Consider the following 15,226-nt stretch of genomic DNA (forward strand, 5'->3'; position numbering starts at 1 on the left):
GCAGGCCTTCTCCCCTGGGGGAGAAGGTGGCCGGCGCAGCCGGTCGGATGAGGGGTTTCGATGGCCTCTCCGTCTTCCCAGCGGCCGTCTCGCTCCTTGCGGCGGTGCGACCCCTCATCCGTCGGCCTGCGGCCGCCACCTTCTCCCGCAAGGGGAGAAGGGCGTCGTCCCTGTTGCTCGCGGCGCTTCTCTTCCTGCCGACGATCGCGCTGGCGGCGCCGAAGTTCCCGCCGCTGACCGGGCGGGTGGTCGATAACGCCGAGATCCTGTCGCCGACCGCCGAGGCCAAGCTGACCACCGAGCTGGCGGCGCTGGAGAAGCAGACCGGCCACCAGCTGGTGGTGGCTACCCTGCCGACGTTGCAGGGCTATGAGATAGAGGACTACGGCTACCAGCTGCTGCGGACCTGGGGCATCGGGCGCAAGGGCGAGGACGACGGGGTGATCCTGATCGTGGCCCCCAACGAGAAGAAGGTCCGCATCGAGGTGGGGTATGGCCTGGAGCCGGTGCTGACCGACGCGCTGTCCAGCCTGATCATCCACCGCGCCATCCTGCCGGCCTTCCGGGAGGGGCGTTATGAGGACGGCGTGGTGGCGGGCGCCGAGCAGATCGTGCGCCAGATCGGCCTGCCCGCCGACCAGGCCCAGGCGGCGGTGGCCGAGGCCGAGGCCCAGAAGGCCGCGGCGAACGACGGCGGCTCGGACGTCTCGTTCGTGCTGCCGATCATCGTCATCTTCATCGTGCTCTGGCTGCTGAGCGGCGTGCTGCGGATGTTCGGCGTGCGGCGCCGGTTTGGCGGAAGCGGCCTGTGGTGGCTGCTGCCCATGATCCTGGACGGCGTGAGCCGGCGCGGCGGTGGCGGCTGGAGTGGCGGAGGCGGTGGGTTCGGCGGCGGCGGGGGCTTCTCCGGCGGCGGCGGATCGGGCGGGGGCGGCGGCGCCTCGGGGAGCTGGTGATGAGCATAAGCCCCCTGACCCCGCAGGATCGGGCCGCCATCGAGGCCGCCGTGCGCGCGGCCGAGGCCCGCACGACCGGCGAGATCTATTGCGTGGTCGCCGAGGAGAGCGCCGACTATCACGCCACCCCGCTGGCCTGGGGCGCGGGCGTCGCCCTGCTGGCCCCGGCGATCCTGCTGCTGGCCGGCGTGGAAGTGACCGCGCCGGACATCGGCATGTTCGGCGGCTGGACAGCCGCACAGGTGGAGGAGGTGGGCGAGGCCACGGCCCAGGCCGCCCTGGTCGGGACCCTGATGCTGCAGGTCGTGCTCTTCGCGGTGACGTTGTTCCTGGTCGCCATCCCGCCGGTGCGCCGGGCGCTGACCCCGCGCGGCATGAAGCGGGACAGGGTGCGCCAGCGCGCCGAGGAGCAATTCCTGTCCAAGAACCTGCACGCGACCCGCGAGCGGACCGGGGTGCTGATCTATGTCTCGCTGGCCGAGCGGATGGCCGAGCTGATCGCGGACGAGACGATCCACGAGCAGGTGGCGGAGGGGACCTGGGACAAGCCGATGGCGGCCCTGGTCGAAGTTCTGCGACGCGGCGACGTCGCGACCGGGTTCGGCCGCGCGATCGGCCTCTGCGCCGACATCCTCGCTGAGCGCTTCCCCGCCCGCCCAGGCGACAACCCCAACGAACTGCCCGACGCCCTGGTTGTTCTACCGCGCGCATAGGTCGCAGGACATTGCAACCCAGAGCCATGCCTGTGTTGCAAGAACGCGATACGCCAACTAAGCGGCTTAAGCGCTCGTCGCTCAGTTGACGAAGCAGGAAGCTGGCGTGGGGGCTGGTTTTGAACGCCGACGAGCAGGACTCGATCGATAGTCTGCGTGAGCGGCTGCGCCGCCTGGAAGCCGCCGTGGAGGCCTCGGGGATCGGCATCTGGGAATGGGATGTCCCCACGGGGGTGCTCACCTGGAACGCCCGCAATCGCGAACTGCTGGGGGTGACACCCCACCAATCCCTGATGATCCAGGACTATCCGGGCCAGGTGCATCCGGAAGACCTGGAGGCGGTGCGCGCCGCCTACCGCGAGGCCGCCGACCGGCCCGATGGCGGCGAGCTCGTCTTCGAGTTCCGAACCCGGCCGGGACCGGACGGCGCGTCGCGCTGGTTGCAGCAGCGCGGGCGGGTGCAGAAGGACGCGCACGGGATCCGCCGCGTGGTGGGCGCCACCCTGGACATCACCGACCGCAAGACCATCGAGCAGCGCCGCAACTTGGTCTTCGGCGAGCTGGCGCATCGGGCCCGGAACGGCTTCACGATCCTCATGACCCTCGTGTCGCAGACGGCGCGTAGCGCCACCGACGTGAAGGCCTTCGCAGATCTTTTGATGGCGCGCCTGCAAGCGATGGTCGACAGCCAGGATCTGGTGACCGAGGTGGCCGACGGTTCGCTGCCGTTGGGCGACCTGCTGGGCCGCGCGTTGACCCCGTTCGACGCGAGCCGGTTCGATATCGGCCCCGGGGTGCGGGAGATCCACGTCGCCAATGACGCGGTTGTGGCCTTCGCCCTTCTGCTTCACGAGCTGTCCACGAACGCGGTGAAGTACGGGGCGCTGTCGTCGCCGACCGGACGGGTCCTGCTCAGCGTCCTGGGCGCGCCGGAAGGGGAGGTTCATCTGCGCTGGCAGGAGTTGGGAGGGCCCCCCGTCTCGACGCCTTCGAAGCGCGGATTCGGCACCCGTTTGCTGGACGTCTCGCTGCGCAACAACGGCGGTCGGGTCGCGGCGAATTTCGACCCGCAGGGCTTCCAGGCCGATATCCATTTTCCGATGGGCGAGCTCTAGCGGCGCTGATCGGCGCCGAGCTGCGCTTTCTGCGCGGAAATCAGCGTTCCGCGCCTTTGCCAGTCCCGATCTGCGCGGTACCATCGTTTCGAATGGGAGACGCTCGCATGGCCTATACGCTGAACGTGAACGGCAAGGCGCTCAGCGCCGACGTCGAGGGGGATACGCCCCTTCTGTGGGTCCTGCGCGATACGCTGGGCATGGTGGGCACCAAGTACGGCTGCGGCGTCGCGGCCTGCGGCGCCTGCACGGTGCACGTGGACGGCCAGGCGATGCGCTCGTGCCAGATCCCGGTGGAGAGCGTCGGCAAGGCCAAGATCTCGACCATCGAGGGCATGTCGAAGAACGCCGTCGGCAAGAAGGTCCAGGCGGCGTGGATGGAGCTGGACGTGGCCCAGTGCGGCTACTGCCAGGCCGGGCAGATCATGAGCGCCACCGCGCTGCTGACGAAGACGCCCAAGCCCACCGACGCCCAGATCGATGAGGCGATGAACGGCAACATCTGCCGTTGCGCCACGTACGTCCGCATCCGCGCCGCCATCAAGCGCGCCTCCGGCCAGAAGGAGGCGTGAGCGCCATGACCTATCACGATCTCAAAGCCAACCGCCGCCAGGTCCTGGTCAGCGTTTCGGCCGGCGGCCTCACCCTGGGCTTCTCGCTGGCGGGCAAGGCCCAGGCGCAGGATGACGCGGTCCGCCCGCTGAACGCCTACGTCAGCGTGGCGCCGAACGGCGTCGTCACCATCACCGCCAAGAACCCCGAGGTTGGCCAGGGCATCAAGACGATGCTGCCGATGCTGATCGCCGAGGAGCTGGACGTGGCGTGGGAGGTTGTCCGCATCGTCCAGGCCGACAACGATCCCAAGGCGTTCGGCCGGCAGTTCGCCGGCGGTTCGATGGCCACCCCGCTGCACTGGGACGAGCTGCGCCGCGTCGGCGCCGTGGCCCGCGCCATGCTGATCCAGGCCGCCGCGACCGCTTGGAACTGCGGCCCCGCCGACTGTGTCACCGCGCCGGGCGAGGTGATCCACAAGCCTTCGGGCAAGAAGCGCAGCTACGGCTCGCTGGCCCTGGCCTGCGCCAGCGTGACGCCGCCGGATCCCAAGTCGCTGACGCTGAAGGATCCCAAGACCTACCGCATCATCGGCAAGCCGATGGCCCAGTACGACGTCGAGAAGATCGTCACCGGCCAGCCGCTGTTCGGTATCGATCAGGTCCGCCCGGGCATGCTGTACGCCAGCATCGTCAAGGCGCCGGTGTTTGGGGCCAAGGTGGCCAGCGCCGACGTCGAGGCCGCCAAGGCGGTCAAGGGCGTGAAGAAGGTCATCGTCATCGACGGCGACCCGAACGGGCTGTTCCCGACCGGCAACATCGGCCAGGGCCTGCTGCCCTCGGTGGCCGTGGTCGCCGACAGCTGGTGGGCGGCCAAGAAGGGCCGCGACAGGCTGAACGTGAAGTGGGCCGACCATCCCACCCAGGCCCAGTCGACCAAGAGCTTCGCCGAGCAGGCGGCCGCGCTGAACGCCGGCGCGCCGCAGCGCAACGCCCGCAACGACGGCGACGTCGCCGCCGCGCTCAAGGCCTCGGCCAAGACGGTGGAGGCGGCCTACAGCTATCCCTTCCTCAGCCACGCCAACCTCGAGCCGCAGAACTGCACGGCCGAGTTCAAGGACGGCAAGCTCGAGATCTGGGCACCGACCCAGAACCCCGAGCCGGGCCGCCAGCTGACGGCCAAGACCCTAGGGATCAAGCCCGAGGACATCACGGTGCACATGGTCCGCGGCGGCGGCGGCTTCGGCCGGCGACTGGCTAACGACTACATGGTCGAGGCGGCCTGGGTGGCGCGCGAGGCCGGCGCGCCGGTCAAGCTGCTGTGGACCCGCGAAGACGACATGGCCCACGACCACTACCGGCCGGGCGGGTACCACTATCTGAAGGGCGGCGTGGATGCGCAGGGCAACCTGATCGCGCTGCAGGACCACTTCGTGACGTTCTCGCAGAACGGGGCAATTGCGGCCAGCGCGGGCATGCCGGGCTCGGAGTTCCCGGCGCGCTTCGTGCCCAACGTGAAGTACGACGTCTCGATGATCCCGATGGCGATCCCCACCGGGCCGCTCCGGGCGCCGGGCTCCAACGCCCTGGCCTTCGTCTTCCAGTCGTTCATCGACGAGATGGCCCACGCCGCCGGCGCCGACCCGCTGGCGTTCCAGATCAAGCTGCTGGGCGATCAGGCGGTGGTCGGCACGCCGCCGGCCGCTTTCGGCGCCGGGCGCATGCGCGGCGTGCTGAAGGCCGTGGGCGAGATGTCGGGCTGGGACACTCGGGGCAAGCTGCCCAAGGGCGAAGGCCTGGGCGTCGCCTGCTACTACAGCCACCAGGGCTATTTCGCCGAGGTGGCCCATGTGGCGGTGGCCGGGGACGGCTCGGTGAAGGTCAAGAAGGTGTGGGTGGCGGCCGACGTCGGCCACACCATCATCAACCCTCATGGCGCGCTGAACCAGGTCCAGGGTTCGGTCCTGGATGGCGTGTCCGAGGCGCTGCACCAGCAGATCACCATCGAGGGCGGCGCGACCCAGCAGTCCAACTTCACCGATTATCCGCTGATGCGGATCGCCGAGTCCTTCCCGGTCGAGGTGAAGTTCCTGAAGACCGAGTTCCCGCCGACCGGCCTGGGCGAACCGGCGCTGCCGCCGGCCCTGCCTGCGGTGACGAACGCGATCTTCGCCGCCACCGGCAAGCGCATCCGCAGCCTGCCGATCACGCCGGACATGCTGAAGGCGTAGCGACGGCGCCGACATCAAGATGCGAGGGCCTCCGCGAGAGCGGAGGCCCTTTGCGTTGAGGGCTCTCACGCGCACAAGCCGCCATGAATTCAACAAGCGGCCTTGGCGCGCGCGCGTCTGTGCGCATGATGGGTTCCAACAAGTGTTTGAGGGAACGCCCACGTGCAGAGGCTGCTGATCGCCAACCGAGGCGAGATCGCTGTGCGGATCGCCCGGACGGCGGCCGAGATGGGCCTCACGACCATCGCCGTCTTCTCGGAAGACGACGCCGCCTCACTGCACACGCGCAAGACCGATGAGGCGGTGGCCCTGAAGGGCTCGGGTCCCGCCGCCTATCTCGACATCGACCAGGTGGTGGCCGCGGCGAAGACCGCCGGCGCCGACGCGGTGCATCCGGGCTACGGGTTCCTGTCGGAGAATGCGGCCTTCGCCCGGGCCTGCGCGGCGGCAGGGCTAACCTTCGTGGGTCCCACACCCGAGACGCTGGAGCTGTTCGGGGACAAGGGCCGGGCGCGGGCGCTCGCGCAGCAGTGCGGCGTGCCGGTGCTGGCGGGCACGGACGGGCCCACGACGTTGGAACAGGCCAAGGCTTTCTTCGCCGCCAACGGGGCGGTGATGGTCAAGGCGGTGGCCGGCGGGGGCGGGCGCGGCATGCGGCCAGCCACGACGCTCGACGAGCTGAAAGAGGCCTTCGAGCGCTGCGCCTCGGAGGCCAAGGCCGCCTTCGGCAACGGCGACCTCTACCTCGAGCGGCTTCTGCCGCGGGCCCGGCACCTGGAGGTGCAGATCGTGGGCGACGGCGCGCACGTGATCCATCTCTGGGACCGCGAGTGCTCGCTGCAGCGGCAGCGGCAGAAGGTGATCGAGATCGCGCCCGCCGACACTCTGCCGATGGCCGTCCGCGAGCGCCTCTTCGGTTATGGCGTCGCGCTGGCCCAGGCCGCAGGTTACCGCGGCCTGGGCACCATGGAGTTCCTCGTGGACGGCGAGGACGTGGTTTTCATCGAGGGCAACGCGCGCCTGCAGGTGGAGCACACGGTCACCGAGGAGGTCACCGGCCTCGACCTCGTCCGCCTGCAGCTGCAGATCGCCGCGGGCCGCTCTCTGGCCGACCTTGGGCTGACCCAGGACCGAGTGCCCGCGCCGCGCGGTCATGCCGTGCAGGCGCGCGTGAACCTGGAGACCATGGGGCCCGACGGGTCGGCGCGACCGGCAGGCGGCGTGCTCAGTGTCTTCGAACCGCCCTCAGGCCCTGGCGTGCGCGTGGATGGCTTCGGCTACGCCGGCTACCGGACCAGCGCCCGCTTCGACAGCCTGCTGGCCAAGCTGATCGTGCACGCCGGAGACGGCGGCCTGAGCCGGGCGGTGGCGAAGGCCTATCGCGCGCTGTCGGAGTTCCGCATCGACGGCTCGGCCACCAACATCGCCTTCCTGCAGAATCTGTTGGCTCAGCCGGCCGTGGCGCAGGGCGACGTCCACACCCGCTTCATCGAAGAGCACATGGCCGAGCTGGCCGGCGAGCCCGAGGCCCACCCCCGGCTCTACTTCGAGGCCGCCGCCTCGGGCTCGGGAACGGCCGTCCAGTCCGAGCCGGAAGCGCCCGCGGGCGCGCAGGCCCTGCGGTCGCCTCTCCAGGGCACGGTCATCGGGCTCGCGGCCCAGGCGGGCAGTCATTGCCATCGGCCAGACGCTGGTCATCCTCGAGGCCATGAAGATGGAGCACGTCATCTCCGCCGACGTGGCGGGGATCGTTCGGGGCGTGGCCGTCGAGATGGGCGAGACCGTGTTCGAGGGCGGTCCCCTGGCCTTCATCGAGGCTGTCGAAGGCGCGGGCGCGGTCGACGAGGCGGAAGCGGCGATCGACCTGGACCACATCCGTCCCGACCTCGCCGAGGTGATCGAACGCCACCGCATCACGCTGGACAGCGCGCGTCCCGACGCGGTGGCGCGGCGCCGCAAGACCGGCCAGCGCACGGCGCGCGAGAACCTGGACGACCTGTTCGACCCCGGGAGCTTCAGCGAGTACGGCGCTATGGCGATCGCCGCCCAGCGGCGGCGGCGGGACCTGGCCGACCTGCAGGTCAACACGCCGGCCGACGGCATGGTCGCCGGCGTGGGCGAGGTGAACGCCGCGCTGTTCGGCGAGGATCGCGCGCGCTGCGTGGGGCTCGCCTACGACTACACGGTGCTGGCCGGCACCCAGGGCCACTTCAATCACAAGAAGACCGACCGGGTGCTGGAGTTCGCCGAGCACTGGAAGGCGCCGGTCATCTGGTACACCGAGGGCGGCGGCGGGCGGCCGGGCGACGTGGACGTGGGCCAGCTTTCAGCCTCGTCGCTGGACACCACCAGCTTCACGACCTTTGCGCGGCTGTCGGGTCTCGCGCCGCGCATCTCGATCAACTCAGGCCGCTGTTTCGCGGGCAACGCCATCTTCTTCGGCTGCGCCGACGTCACCATCGCCACGCGCAACTCCAACATCGGGCTGGGCGGTCCCGCGATGATCGAGGGCGGCGGGCTGGGCGTGTTCACGCCCGACCAGATCGGCCCTTCGGACGTGATGTTCGCCAACGGCTCGATCGACGTTCTGGCCGAGGCCGAGGCCGAGGCGACGGCCGCGGCCAAGCAAATCCTGGGCATGTTCCAGGGGCGGCTGCGCGACTGGACCTGCGACGACCAGCGGCGTCTCCGTCACCTGATCCCGGAGAACCGGGTCCGCGCGTACGATGTGCGCGAGGTCATCCGGACCCTCGCCGATACCGGCACGTGGATCGAGCTGCGCGGCGGCTATGGACGGGGCGTCATCACCGGGTTCCTGCGGGTGGAGGGGCGGCCCATGGGCCTCTTCGCGAACGACCCCAGGCATCTGGGCGGCGCCATCGACGCCGAGGGCGCCGAGAAGGCCGGCCGTTTCCTGCAGCTGTGCGACGCCTTCGATGTCCCGGTGCTGTCGCTGTGCGACACACCCGGCTTCATGGTGGGCCCGGCCAGCGAGGAGGCCGCCGCGGTCCGCCGCGGATCGCGGCTGATGGTGACGGCGACCAGTCTCACCGTGCCCCTGTTCACGGTGGTGTTGCGCAAGGGCTATGGCCTCGGCGCCCAGGCGATGGCGGGCGGCGACTTTTCGGCTCCGGCCATGACGATCGCCTGGCCGACCGCCGAATTCGGACCGATGGGGCTCGAAGGCGCCGTGCGCCTGGGCTATCGCAAGGAGCTGGACGGCCAGCCGGATCCGGCCGCCAAGCAGGCGCTGTTCGAGAAGCTGGTCGGCCGCATGTATGAGACGGGCAAGGCGCTGTCGGTGGCGTCCGTCCTGGAGATCGATGCCGTCATCGATCCGGCCGAGACACGCGCCTGGCTGGTACGCGGACTGAAAGCCTGTCCGATCCCGCCGGCGCGCGCGGGAAAGAAGCGTCCCTTTGTGGACACATGGTGAGAGCGAGGAAACGTCGATGGCCAACCTGAAGCGATGGGTGCTGCGGCGCCGGCCGACCGGCGAGATCCAGCCGGGCGACCTGGAGCTGGTCGAGGAACAGATCCGCGACCTGGCCGACGGCGAGGTGCTGGTGCGGACGCTGTACCTGTCGCTCGATCCCACCAACCGGATCTGGATGAGCGACCAGGACCAGTACATGCCGCCGGTGCAGATCGGCGACACGATGCGCGGCGGGTCGATCGGCGTGGTCGAACGCTCGCGGTCGGATCGCTTCAAGCAGGGTGACGTGGTCAACACAGGCCTGGGCGGCTGGACCAGTCATGTGATCGCGAATGGCGCGATGCTGATGCCCACGCCGCAACTGCCCGGCGTGCCGTTGACCGCCTACATGAGCGTGCTCGGCGCCACGGGCCTGACAGCCTGGTTCGGCATGTGCGACATCGGCAAGCCGCAGGCCGGCGAGACGGTGGTGGTCTCCGCCGCCGCGGGCGCGGTCGGTTCGATCGCCGGCCAGATCGCCAAGCTCAAGGGCGCCCGCGTCGTCGGCATCGCCGGCGGCAAGGCCAAGTGCGACTGGCTGACGGGCGAGCTCGGGTTCGACGGGGCCATCGATTACAAGAGCGAGGACGTCGGCGCCGCGCTGGACCGGCTCTGCCCGAACGGGATCGACGTCAACTTCGAGAACGTGGGCGGCGACATCATGGACGCCGTGTTCAACCGGATGAACAACTACAGCCGGATGCCCCTGTGCGGCATGATCTCGACGTACAACGACGACAGCCGGCCGTCGGGGCCCACCGATTTCTCCCGTACGCTGATGCACCGGATCACCATCCGCGGCTTCATCGTCACCGACTTCCTGCCCCGCGCCGGCGAGGCCATGGCCGAGCTGATCCCGTGGGTCACGTCGGGCCAGCTGAAGTGGAAGGTGCACGTGGATCAAGGCCTGGAGGGCGCCATGGAGTCCCTGCAGCGACTGTTCACCGGCGCCCACGACGGCAAGCTGCTGATCCAGGTTTCGCCCGAACCTTGAGGCGCCGCCGCGTCCCGTGACGTGGCGTCAGAGTTGCCAGGGGCCGCCAGGGGGATACCGTTCTTCCCAACAAGAACCGCTCGGGAGGAACCAGGTGGCGGTCGTGGAAGGTGCGGGCGTCCCTGCGACGCCTGATGTTGCTGCGCACGACGGTGAGCTGCGGCCGCCGGCGTCGGTGAAGTTCTTCTACAGCGTGGGCCAGGTCGTCGAGTCCGGCTACATCGCCGTGAACGGCTTCGTGTTCTTCTACTACACGGCCGTCCTGGGCATGTCGGGCAGCCTGGTGGGCGCCGCGGTGGCGATCAGCATGTGCCTGGACGCCGCCTTCGACCCCATCATCGGCTCGTGGTCGGACAGCGTGCGTTCGAAGTACGGCCGGCGCCTGCCGCTGATGCTGATCGGCGCACCACTGACCATGGTCAGCATGGGCCTGCTGTTCTCCCCTCCGTCGGCGCTGACGCCCTTCATGCTGTTTCTGTGGCTCACGATCACCAAGATGGCGGTGCGCGCCTTCGCCTCGGTGTTCAACATTCCGTTCTTCGCGCTGGGCGGCGAGATGGCCGATGGGTACGCCGAACGGTCCAGGATCGCGGGCTATCGCCTGCTGGGCGGCATCGTGGTGACGGTGGCGATCACGGCCGTGGCCTATTCCGTATTCTTCGCGGGCAAAGGCGGGCTGCAGCGGCCCGAGAACTATCCCGCGTTCGGCTGGACGATCGCGGTCGTGGTGCTGGTGTTCGGCCTGATCTCGTGCGCGGGCATCTGGCGCTACGCCGCCACGCTGCCCCAGCCGACGTCCCGGCCCGAGCCCATGGCGCGCCGATTGCTGGGCGAGATGGCCGAGATCTTCCGCAACCGCTCGTTCCGCATCCTCTTCCTGTCGATGGTGGTCTTCGCCAGCGCGGCGGGCGCCCACGCGGCGCTCAACAACCACAACTACGTCTTCGTCTGGAAGCTACGGCCCGAGATGATCCAGTTCATGACCTACGCGTCGCTGGTGGGCATAACGATCGGGGTGCCGGTGACGCCGATTCTGCTGCGTCGGCTGGAGAAGAAGACCGTGGTGGCGCTGGGGTTCGGCCTGCTGATCGTGGGCTGGACGCTGCTGCCGGTGGTGCGCGCGAGCGGGATATTCGCGCCGGCGGGCCTGGACGCCCTGCCGTGGCTGCTGGCCACCCAGCTCGTCGTCGGACTGGGCCTGGGGCTGGTCTACATCGCCTATCCCTCGATGATGGCCGACGCGGCCGAGGAGCATGAGTACCTGTTCGGGCATCGGCGGGAGGGGCTCTACTTCTCGGGCCTGGGTTTCGCCGGCAAGGCGGCCGCCGGGGTCGGCACCATGGTGGGCGGCTTCGCGCTCGACATCCTGCGCTTCCCCCACGAACTGGCGCGACAGCCTGACGCGGTGATCGACGAGAGCGTGCTCGCCGGGCTGGTCCTGGCCTGGGGGCCGTTCTGCTCGGCGCTCTGCGTCCTGGGCGCCCTCATCTTCGCCCCCTACGCCATCACCCGCGCCCGCCACGCCGAGATCATCACGGCGCTTCGCCGCACTCGCGCCACCGCGGCTTAAGGAGAACCTCCGTTGTCGGTTGCAGAAGGTCTGGGCGTTCCGGCGCAGGACGGCGTAGCGCATGAGGGCGAGCTGAAGCCGCCGGGTCGCGTCAAGTTCTTCTACAGCCTGGGCCAGGTGGTGGAGTCCGGCTACCTGGCCGTGAACGGCTTCGTGTTCTTCTACTACACGGCTGTCCTGGGTCTGTCGGGCACGATGGTGGGCGTCGCGCTGGCCATCAGCATGTGCCTTGACGCTGCCGCCGACCCGCTGATCGGCTCGTGGTCCGACAGCGTCCGGTCGCGGTTCGGGCGGCGGCTGCCGGTGATGCTGGTGGGCGCCCCCCTGACCTTCATCACCATGGGTCTGCTGTTCGCGCCGCCCTCCGCGCTGTCGCCCCTCCTGCTGTTCGTTTGGCTGACGATGACCAAGATGGGGGTCCGCGCGTTTGCCTCGATGTTCAACATCCCCTACTTCGCCCTCGGCGGGGAGATGGCCGACGGCTACGTCGAGCGCGCCCGGATCGTCGCCTACCGCCTTTTGGGCGGCATCGTCGCCACCGTCGTCATCACCGCGCTGGCCTATTCGCTGTTCTTCACCGGCCAGGCCGGTCTGCAGAGCCGGACCGCCTATCCCGCCTTCGGATGGTGGATTGCGGCCCTGATCCTGGTGTTTGCGCTGATCAGCTGCGCCGGCGTCTGGCGCTACGCGGCCAGCCTGCCCCAGCCCACCACGCCGGCGGCGCCGATGCTGCCCCGGCTTCCCGGCGAGCTGGCCGAGATCTTCCGCAATCCTTCGTTCCGCACCCTGTTCACCTCGATGCTGGTGTTCGCCAGCGCCGCCGGCGTGGGCGCCGCGCTCAACAACCACACCTATGTCTTCGTCTGGAAGCTGCGGCCCGAGACGATCCAGTTCATCGCCTACGCCCTGTTGCTCGGCATCACGGCGGGCATTCCGCTGACGCCGCCGCTCCTGCGGCGCATGGAGAAGAAGTCGGTGGTCCTATTGGGCTTCGCCCTGGTGATCGTCGCCTGGACCGTTCTGCCCGGGCTGCGCGCGGCGGGTGTCTTCAGCCCGGTAGCGGGCGAGGCTCTGAACTGGCTGATGGCTTCGACCTTGGTGGCCGGTGTCGGGACGGGCCTGATTTTCATCGCCTATCCGTCGATGATGGCCGACGCCGCAGAGGAGCATGAGCACCAGTTCGGCGTGCGGCGCGAAGGGCTCTACTTCGCAGGGCTGGGGTTCGCCGGAAAGGCCGCCGGGGGCATGGGAACCATGCTGGGCGGCTTCGCTCTGGACCTGATGCATTTCCCCGCCGAGGCCGGCCGGCAGGTGGGGGCGGTCGTTCCCGAGGAGGTGCTGCGCAGCCTCGTCCTGGCCTGGGGCCCGCTGCCGTCGGCCATGTGCATCCTGGGCGCTCTGCTGTTCATGCCCTACGCCATCACCCGCACGCGGCACGAAGCGATCATGACGGCCCTGAAGCTGAAGCGGGCCGCCGATGTCAGCGAGGGCCGGAGTTCCTGATCGCCCCCTCATCAGGCCGGACCGACTCGCCCATGACGGGCTGTGTCGAAATTCTACTCGCCTGAATGAAGAATTGCGGTCTTGTTTATTTGTGGCCGACAGCGGTCTCTGAATAATAAGCCGAACGTATTCTGGAACTAATCAGACAATTTCGTGTTCGTCCGCGGGGACATGTGACACGGAGTTATGAGTTTGAACCGCTTTGTACTTTCTCTCGCGGCGTCGGTCGCGGCGTTGACGATGGCTTCGGCCGCCAGCGCAGCGACCTACATCAACATGGGGCCGGTCGGCGAGGACGGAGGTTTCACCCTCACGTTCGGCAACACCGGCATCACCACCACCGCCATCGACGACCAGTTCGATTTCACCCTGCCCACCGGCACGGCCGATTTCGTCGTGACGTCGACGATGAGCACCAGCAGCCAGAACATCACCTGGTCCTCGGTGGCGTTCAACGGCATCGAGTTCACCCCGATGGTGGTCGGCCAGAATGAGTTCCGGCTGCTCAACGACGTCGGCGTGACCGCGGGCACGACCCAGACTCTGCGGCTGCAGGGTGTGGGCGGCGGCAACGCGTCCTACAGCGGCGTCGTGACCTTCGCGCCGTCGATGGCCGCGGTTCCGGAACCGGCCACCTGGGCTCTGATGATCTCGGGCTTCGCCGGCGCCGGCGCGATGCTGCGTCGTCGCCAGCGCACGCCTGTCATGGCCTGACGACACGACGAGGGCGTCCGGCTCAGGCGCCGGGCGCCCTCAGCTTCAGTGGGGAACGTAGCTTCGCAGCACGTCGTCGATGATGCGCTCGAGCTGCTCGATGGTGCCGCACTGCTTGGCCACGTGGCAGAACCGGGCGTAGCGGTGCATGACGCTGTCGCCCTGAGCCCAGTAGCTCTCGGGCTCCGGGTTCAGCCAGATCACCGCGCGGCTGCGGTCGTGGATTTCCTTCATCAGGTCGAGCCGCGGGTCGGCGAAGTTCGAGCGGCCGTCGCCCAGGATGATCACGGTGGTGCGGCGGTCCAGCTTGTCGAGATGCTGTTCCGAGAAGTCCTGCAGGGAGCGGCCGTAGTCGGTCTGCTGGAAGCCGATCTGCTGCAGCACCTGGAAGATCGCCTGCTCGACGCCGTGGTCGTCCAGGATCTCGTTCACGCTGATCATGCGGCCTGAGAACGCGAAGGCCTCCAGGCGATCGACCACCTCGTTCAGCGAGTAGAGGAAGGTCAGCAGGAACTGCGCGGCCGCGGCCACCGACTTGCTGACATCACAGATCGCCACGATCGACGGCTTGTCGACCTTCTTGACCTTGAACTGGATGTCGAACGGCACGCCGCCGTAGGCCAGGCTGCGGCGCAGCGTCTTGCGGACGTCCAGATGGCCCTTGTGGGCGATATGGCGGCGGCGCGAGTACTTGGCGGCCAGCCGCTTGGCCATCTTCTTCACCAGCGCGGCCATCAACTGGTAGTCGACCGGATCGACCCCGCCGTCGGCGTTCAGCTGCTTCCTGGCGAGCCGCTCCTCGCGCAGCTCCCTGGCCGAGCCAGCCGCATACAGGTCGTGCTGGCGCGCGACGTACGACTGCGCCTGGCCGAACAGGTTGCGACGGGCCTCGTCCAGGCGGTCGGCCAAGCCTTCCTGGCCGGGCATGCGGCGCGCGTTGGCGATGATCTTCTCGATCTCCTCCAGCCCCATCTCCTCCAGAAGCCGGCGGGTGAGGCGCGAGCGCTGGGTGGTCAGGCGGATGTCGGCGACGCCGGCTCTGCGGGCGGCCTCCTCCATCGACTGTTGGACCGCGGTGGCGTCGCCCTGCAACACCGCCTGGGCCAGCGGCGAGTCGGCCACGGCCTGCATGTCGCTCTCGCTGGGCTCGCCCTGCGGCGAACGCGACGGCGGCGGGACGGAGACCGAATCTCGGGCGAAGAACGTCTCGAACACCGAGTCGAAACGGTCGACCTCCTCGGCCGACTTGGCGAGCGTCGAGCATAGGGCGTCGCGGAACAGGGTCCGGTCCGCGTAGCCGACGACCGTGACCGCGCGCGAGGCGTCGATGGCCTCGGCGGGGGAGACCTTGACGTCGGCGGCCCTCAGGGCCCGGAAGAACAGCTCCAGCGTGTGCTGCATCGG

The 15,226-nt window shown here is 69.0% G+C and carries 11 protein-coding genes and 1 pseudogene; 11 read left to right on the forward strand and 1 reads right to left on the reverse strand.

What is annotated here, in order from left to right; all coding sequences use genetic code 11:
* Positions 1 to 47: 47 nt before the first annotated feature.
* The 11 genes and pseudogenes from ACQ66R_RS15930 (at position 48) to ACQ66R_RS15980 (ending at position 13,822) form a co-directional block, all read left to right on the forward strand.
* Complete coding sequence (locus tag ACQ66R_RS15930; protein ID WP_430426323.1) at positions 48 to 956, forward strand: TPM domain-containing protein; 909 nt, start codon at positions 48 to 50, stop codon at positions 954 to 956.
* Positions 956 to 1,669, forward strand: coding sequence for a TPM domain-containing protein (locus ACQ66R_RS15935; protein ID WP_430423620.1), 714 nt, complete (start codon positions 956 to 958; stop codon positions 1,667 to 1,669). The genes ACQ66R_RS15930 and ACQ66R_RS15935 overlap by 1 nt, the downstream gene beginning before the upstream one ends.
* Positions 1,670 to 1,788: 119 nt before the next feature.
* Positions 1,789 to 2,784: a sensor histidine kinase gene (locus tag ACQ66R_RS15940; RefSeq protein WP_430423622.1), complete on the forward strand. Its 996-nt coding sequence runs from the start codon at positions 1,789 to 1,791 to the stop codon at positions 2,782 to 2,784.
* Between the two features lie 107 nt (positions 2,785 to 2,891).
* Complete coding sequence (locus ACQ66R_RS15945; RefSeq protein ID WP_430423624.1) at positions 2,892 to 3,356, forward strand: (2Fe-2S)-binding protein; 465 nt, start codon at positions 2,892 to 2,894, stop codon at positions 3,354 to 3,356.
* Between the two features lie 5 nt (positions 3,357 to 3,361).
* Positions 3,362 to 5,566, forward strand: coding sequence for a molybdopterin cofactor-binding domain-containing protein (locus tag ACQ66R_RS15950; RefSeq protein ID WP_430423626.1), 2,205 nt, complete (start codon positions 3,362 to 3,364; stop codon positions 5,564 to 5,566).
* A gap of 201 nt (positions 5,567 to 5,767) precedes the next feature.
* A pseudogene (locus tag ACQ66R_RS15955) lies at positions 5,768 to 7,003 on the forward strand (biotin carboxylase N-terminal domain-containing protein); the annotation flags it as partial.
* Between the two features lie 271 nt (positions 7,004 to 7,274).
* Positions 7,275 to 9,002 (forward strand): carboxyl transferase domain-containing protein, encoded by a 1,728-nt coding sequence (locus tag ACQ66R_RS15960; RefSeq protein ID WP_430423628.1) that lies wholly within the window; start codon positions 7,275 to 7,277, stop codon positions 9,000 to 9,002.
* Positions 9,003 to 9,018: 16 nt separating this feature from the next.
* Positions 9,019 to 10,035, forward strand: a complete 1,017-nt coding sequence (locus ACQ66R_RS15965; protein ID WP_430423631.1) for an NADP-dependent oxidoreductase — start codon at positions 9,019 to 9,021, stop codon at positions 10,033 to 10,035.
* Between the two features lie 94 nt (positions 10,036 to 10,129).
* Positions 10,130 to 11,605 (forward strand): MFS transporter, encoded by a 1,476-nt coding sequence (locus ACQ66R_RS15970; protein WP_430423633.1) that lies wholly within the window; start codon positions 10,130 to 10,132, stop codon positions 11,603 to 11,605.
* Positions 11,606 to 11,617: 12 nt separating this feature from the next.
* Positions 11,618 to 13,108, forward strand: coding sequence for an MFS transporter (locus ACQ66R_RS15975; protein WP_430423635.1), 1,491 nt, complete (start codon positions 11,618 to 11,620; stop codon positions 13,106 to 13,108).
* 186 nt (positions 13,109 to 13,294) lie between these two features.
* Positions 13,295 to 13,822 carry an FxDxF family PEP-CTERM protein gene (locus ACQ66R_RS15980; protein WP_430423637.1) on the forward strand — a complete coding sequence of 176 codons (528 nt, stop codon included), beginning with the start codon at positions 13,295 to 13,297 and terminating at the stop codon, positions 13,820 to 13,822.
* A gap of 45 nt (positions 13,823 to 13,867) precedes the next feature.
* On the opposite strand, the gene ACQ66R_RS15985 is transcribed toward ACQ66R_RS15980, so the two are convergent.
* Positions 13,868 to 15,223: a vWA domain-containing protein gene (locus tag ACQ66R_RS15985; protein ID WP_430423639.1), complete on the reverse strand. Its 1,356-nt coding sequence runs from the start codon at positions 15,221 to 15,223 to the stop codon at positions 13,868 to 13,870.
* Between the last annotated feature and the right edge of the window lie 3 nt (positions 15,224 to 15,226).

This window comes from Phenylobacterium sp. (genome assembly GCF_965284355.1).
Taxonomy (GTDB): Bacteria; Pseudomonadota; Alphaproteobacteria; order Caulobacterales; family Caulobacteraceae; genus Phenylobacterium.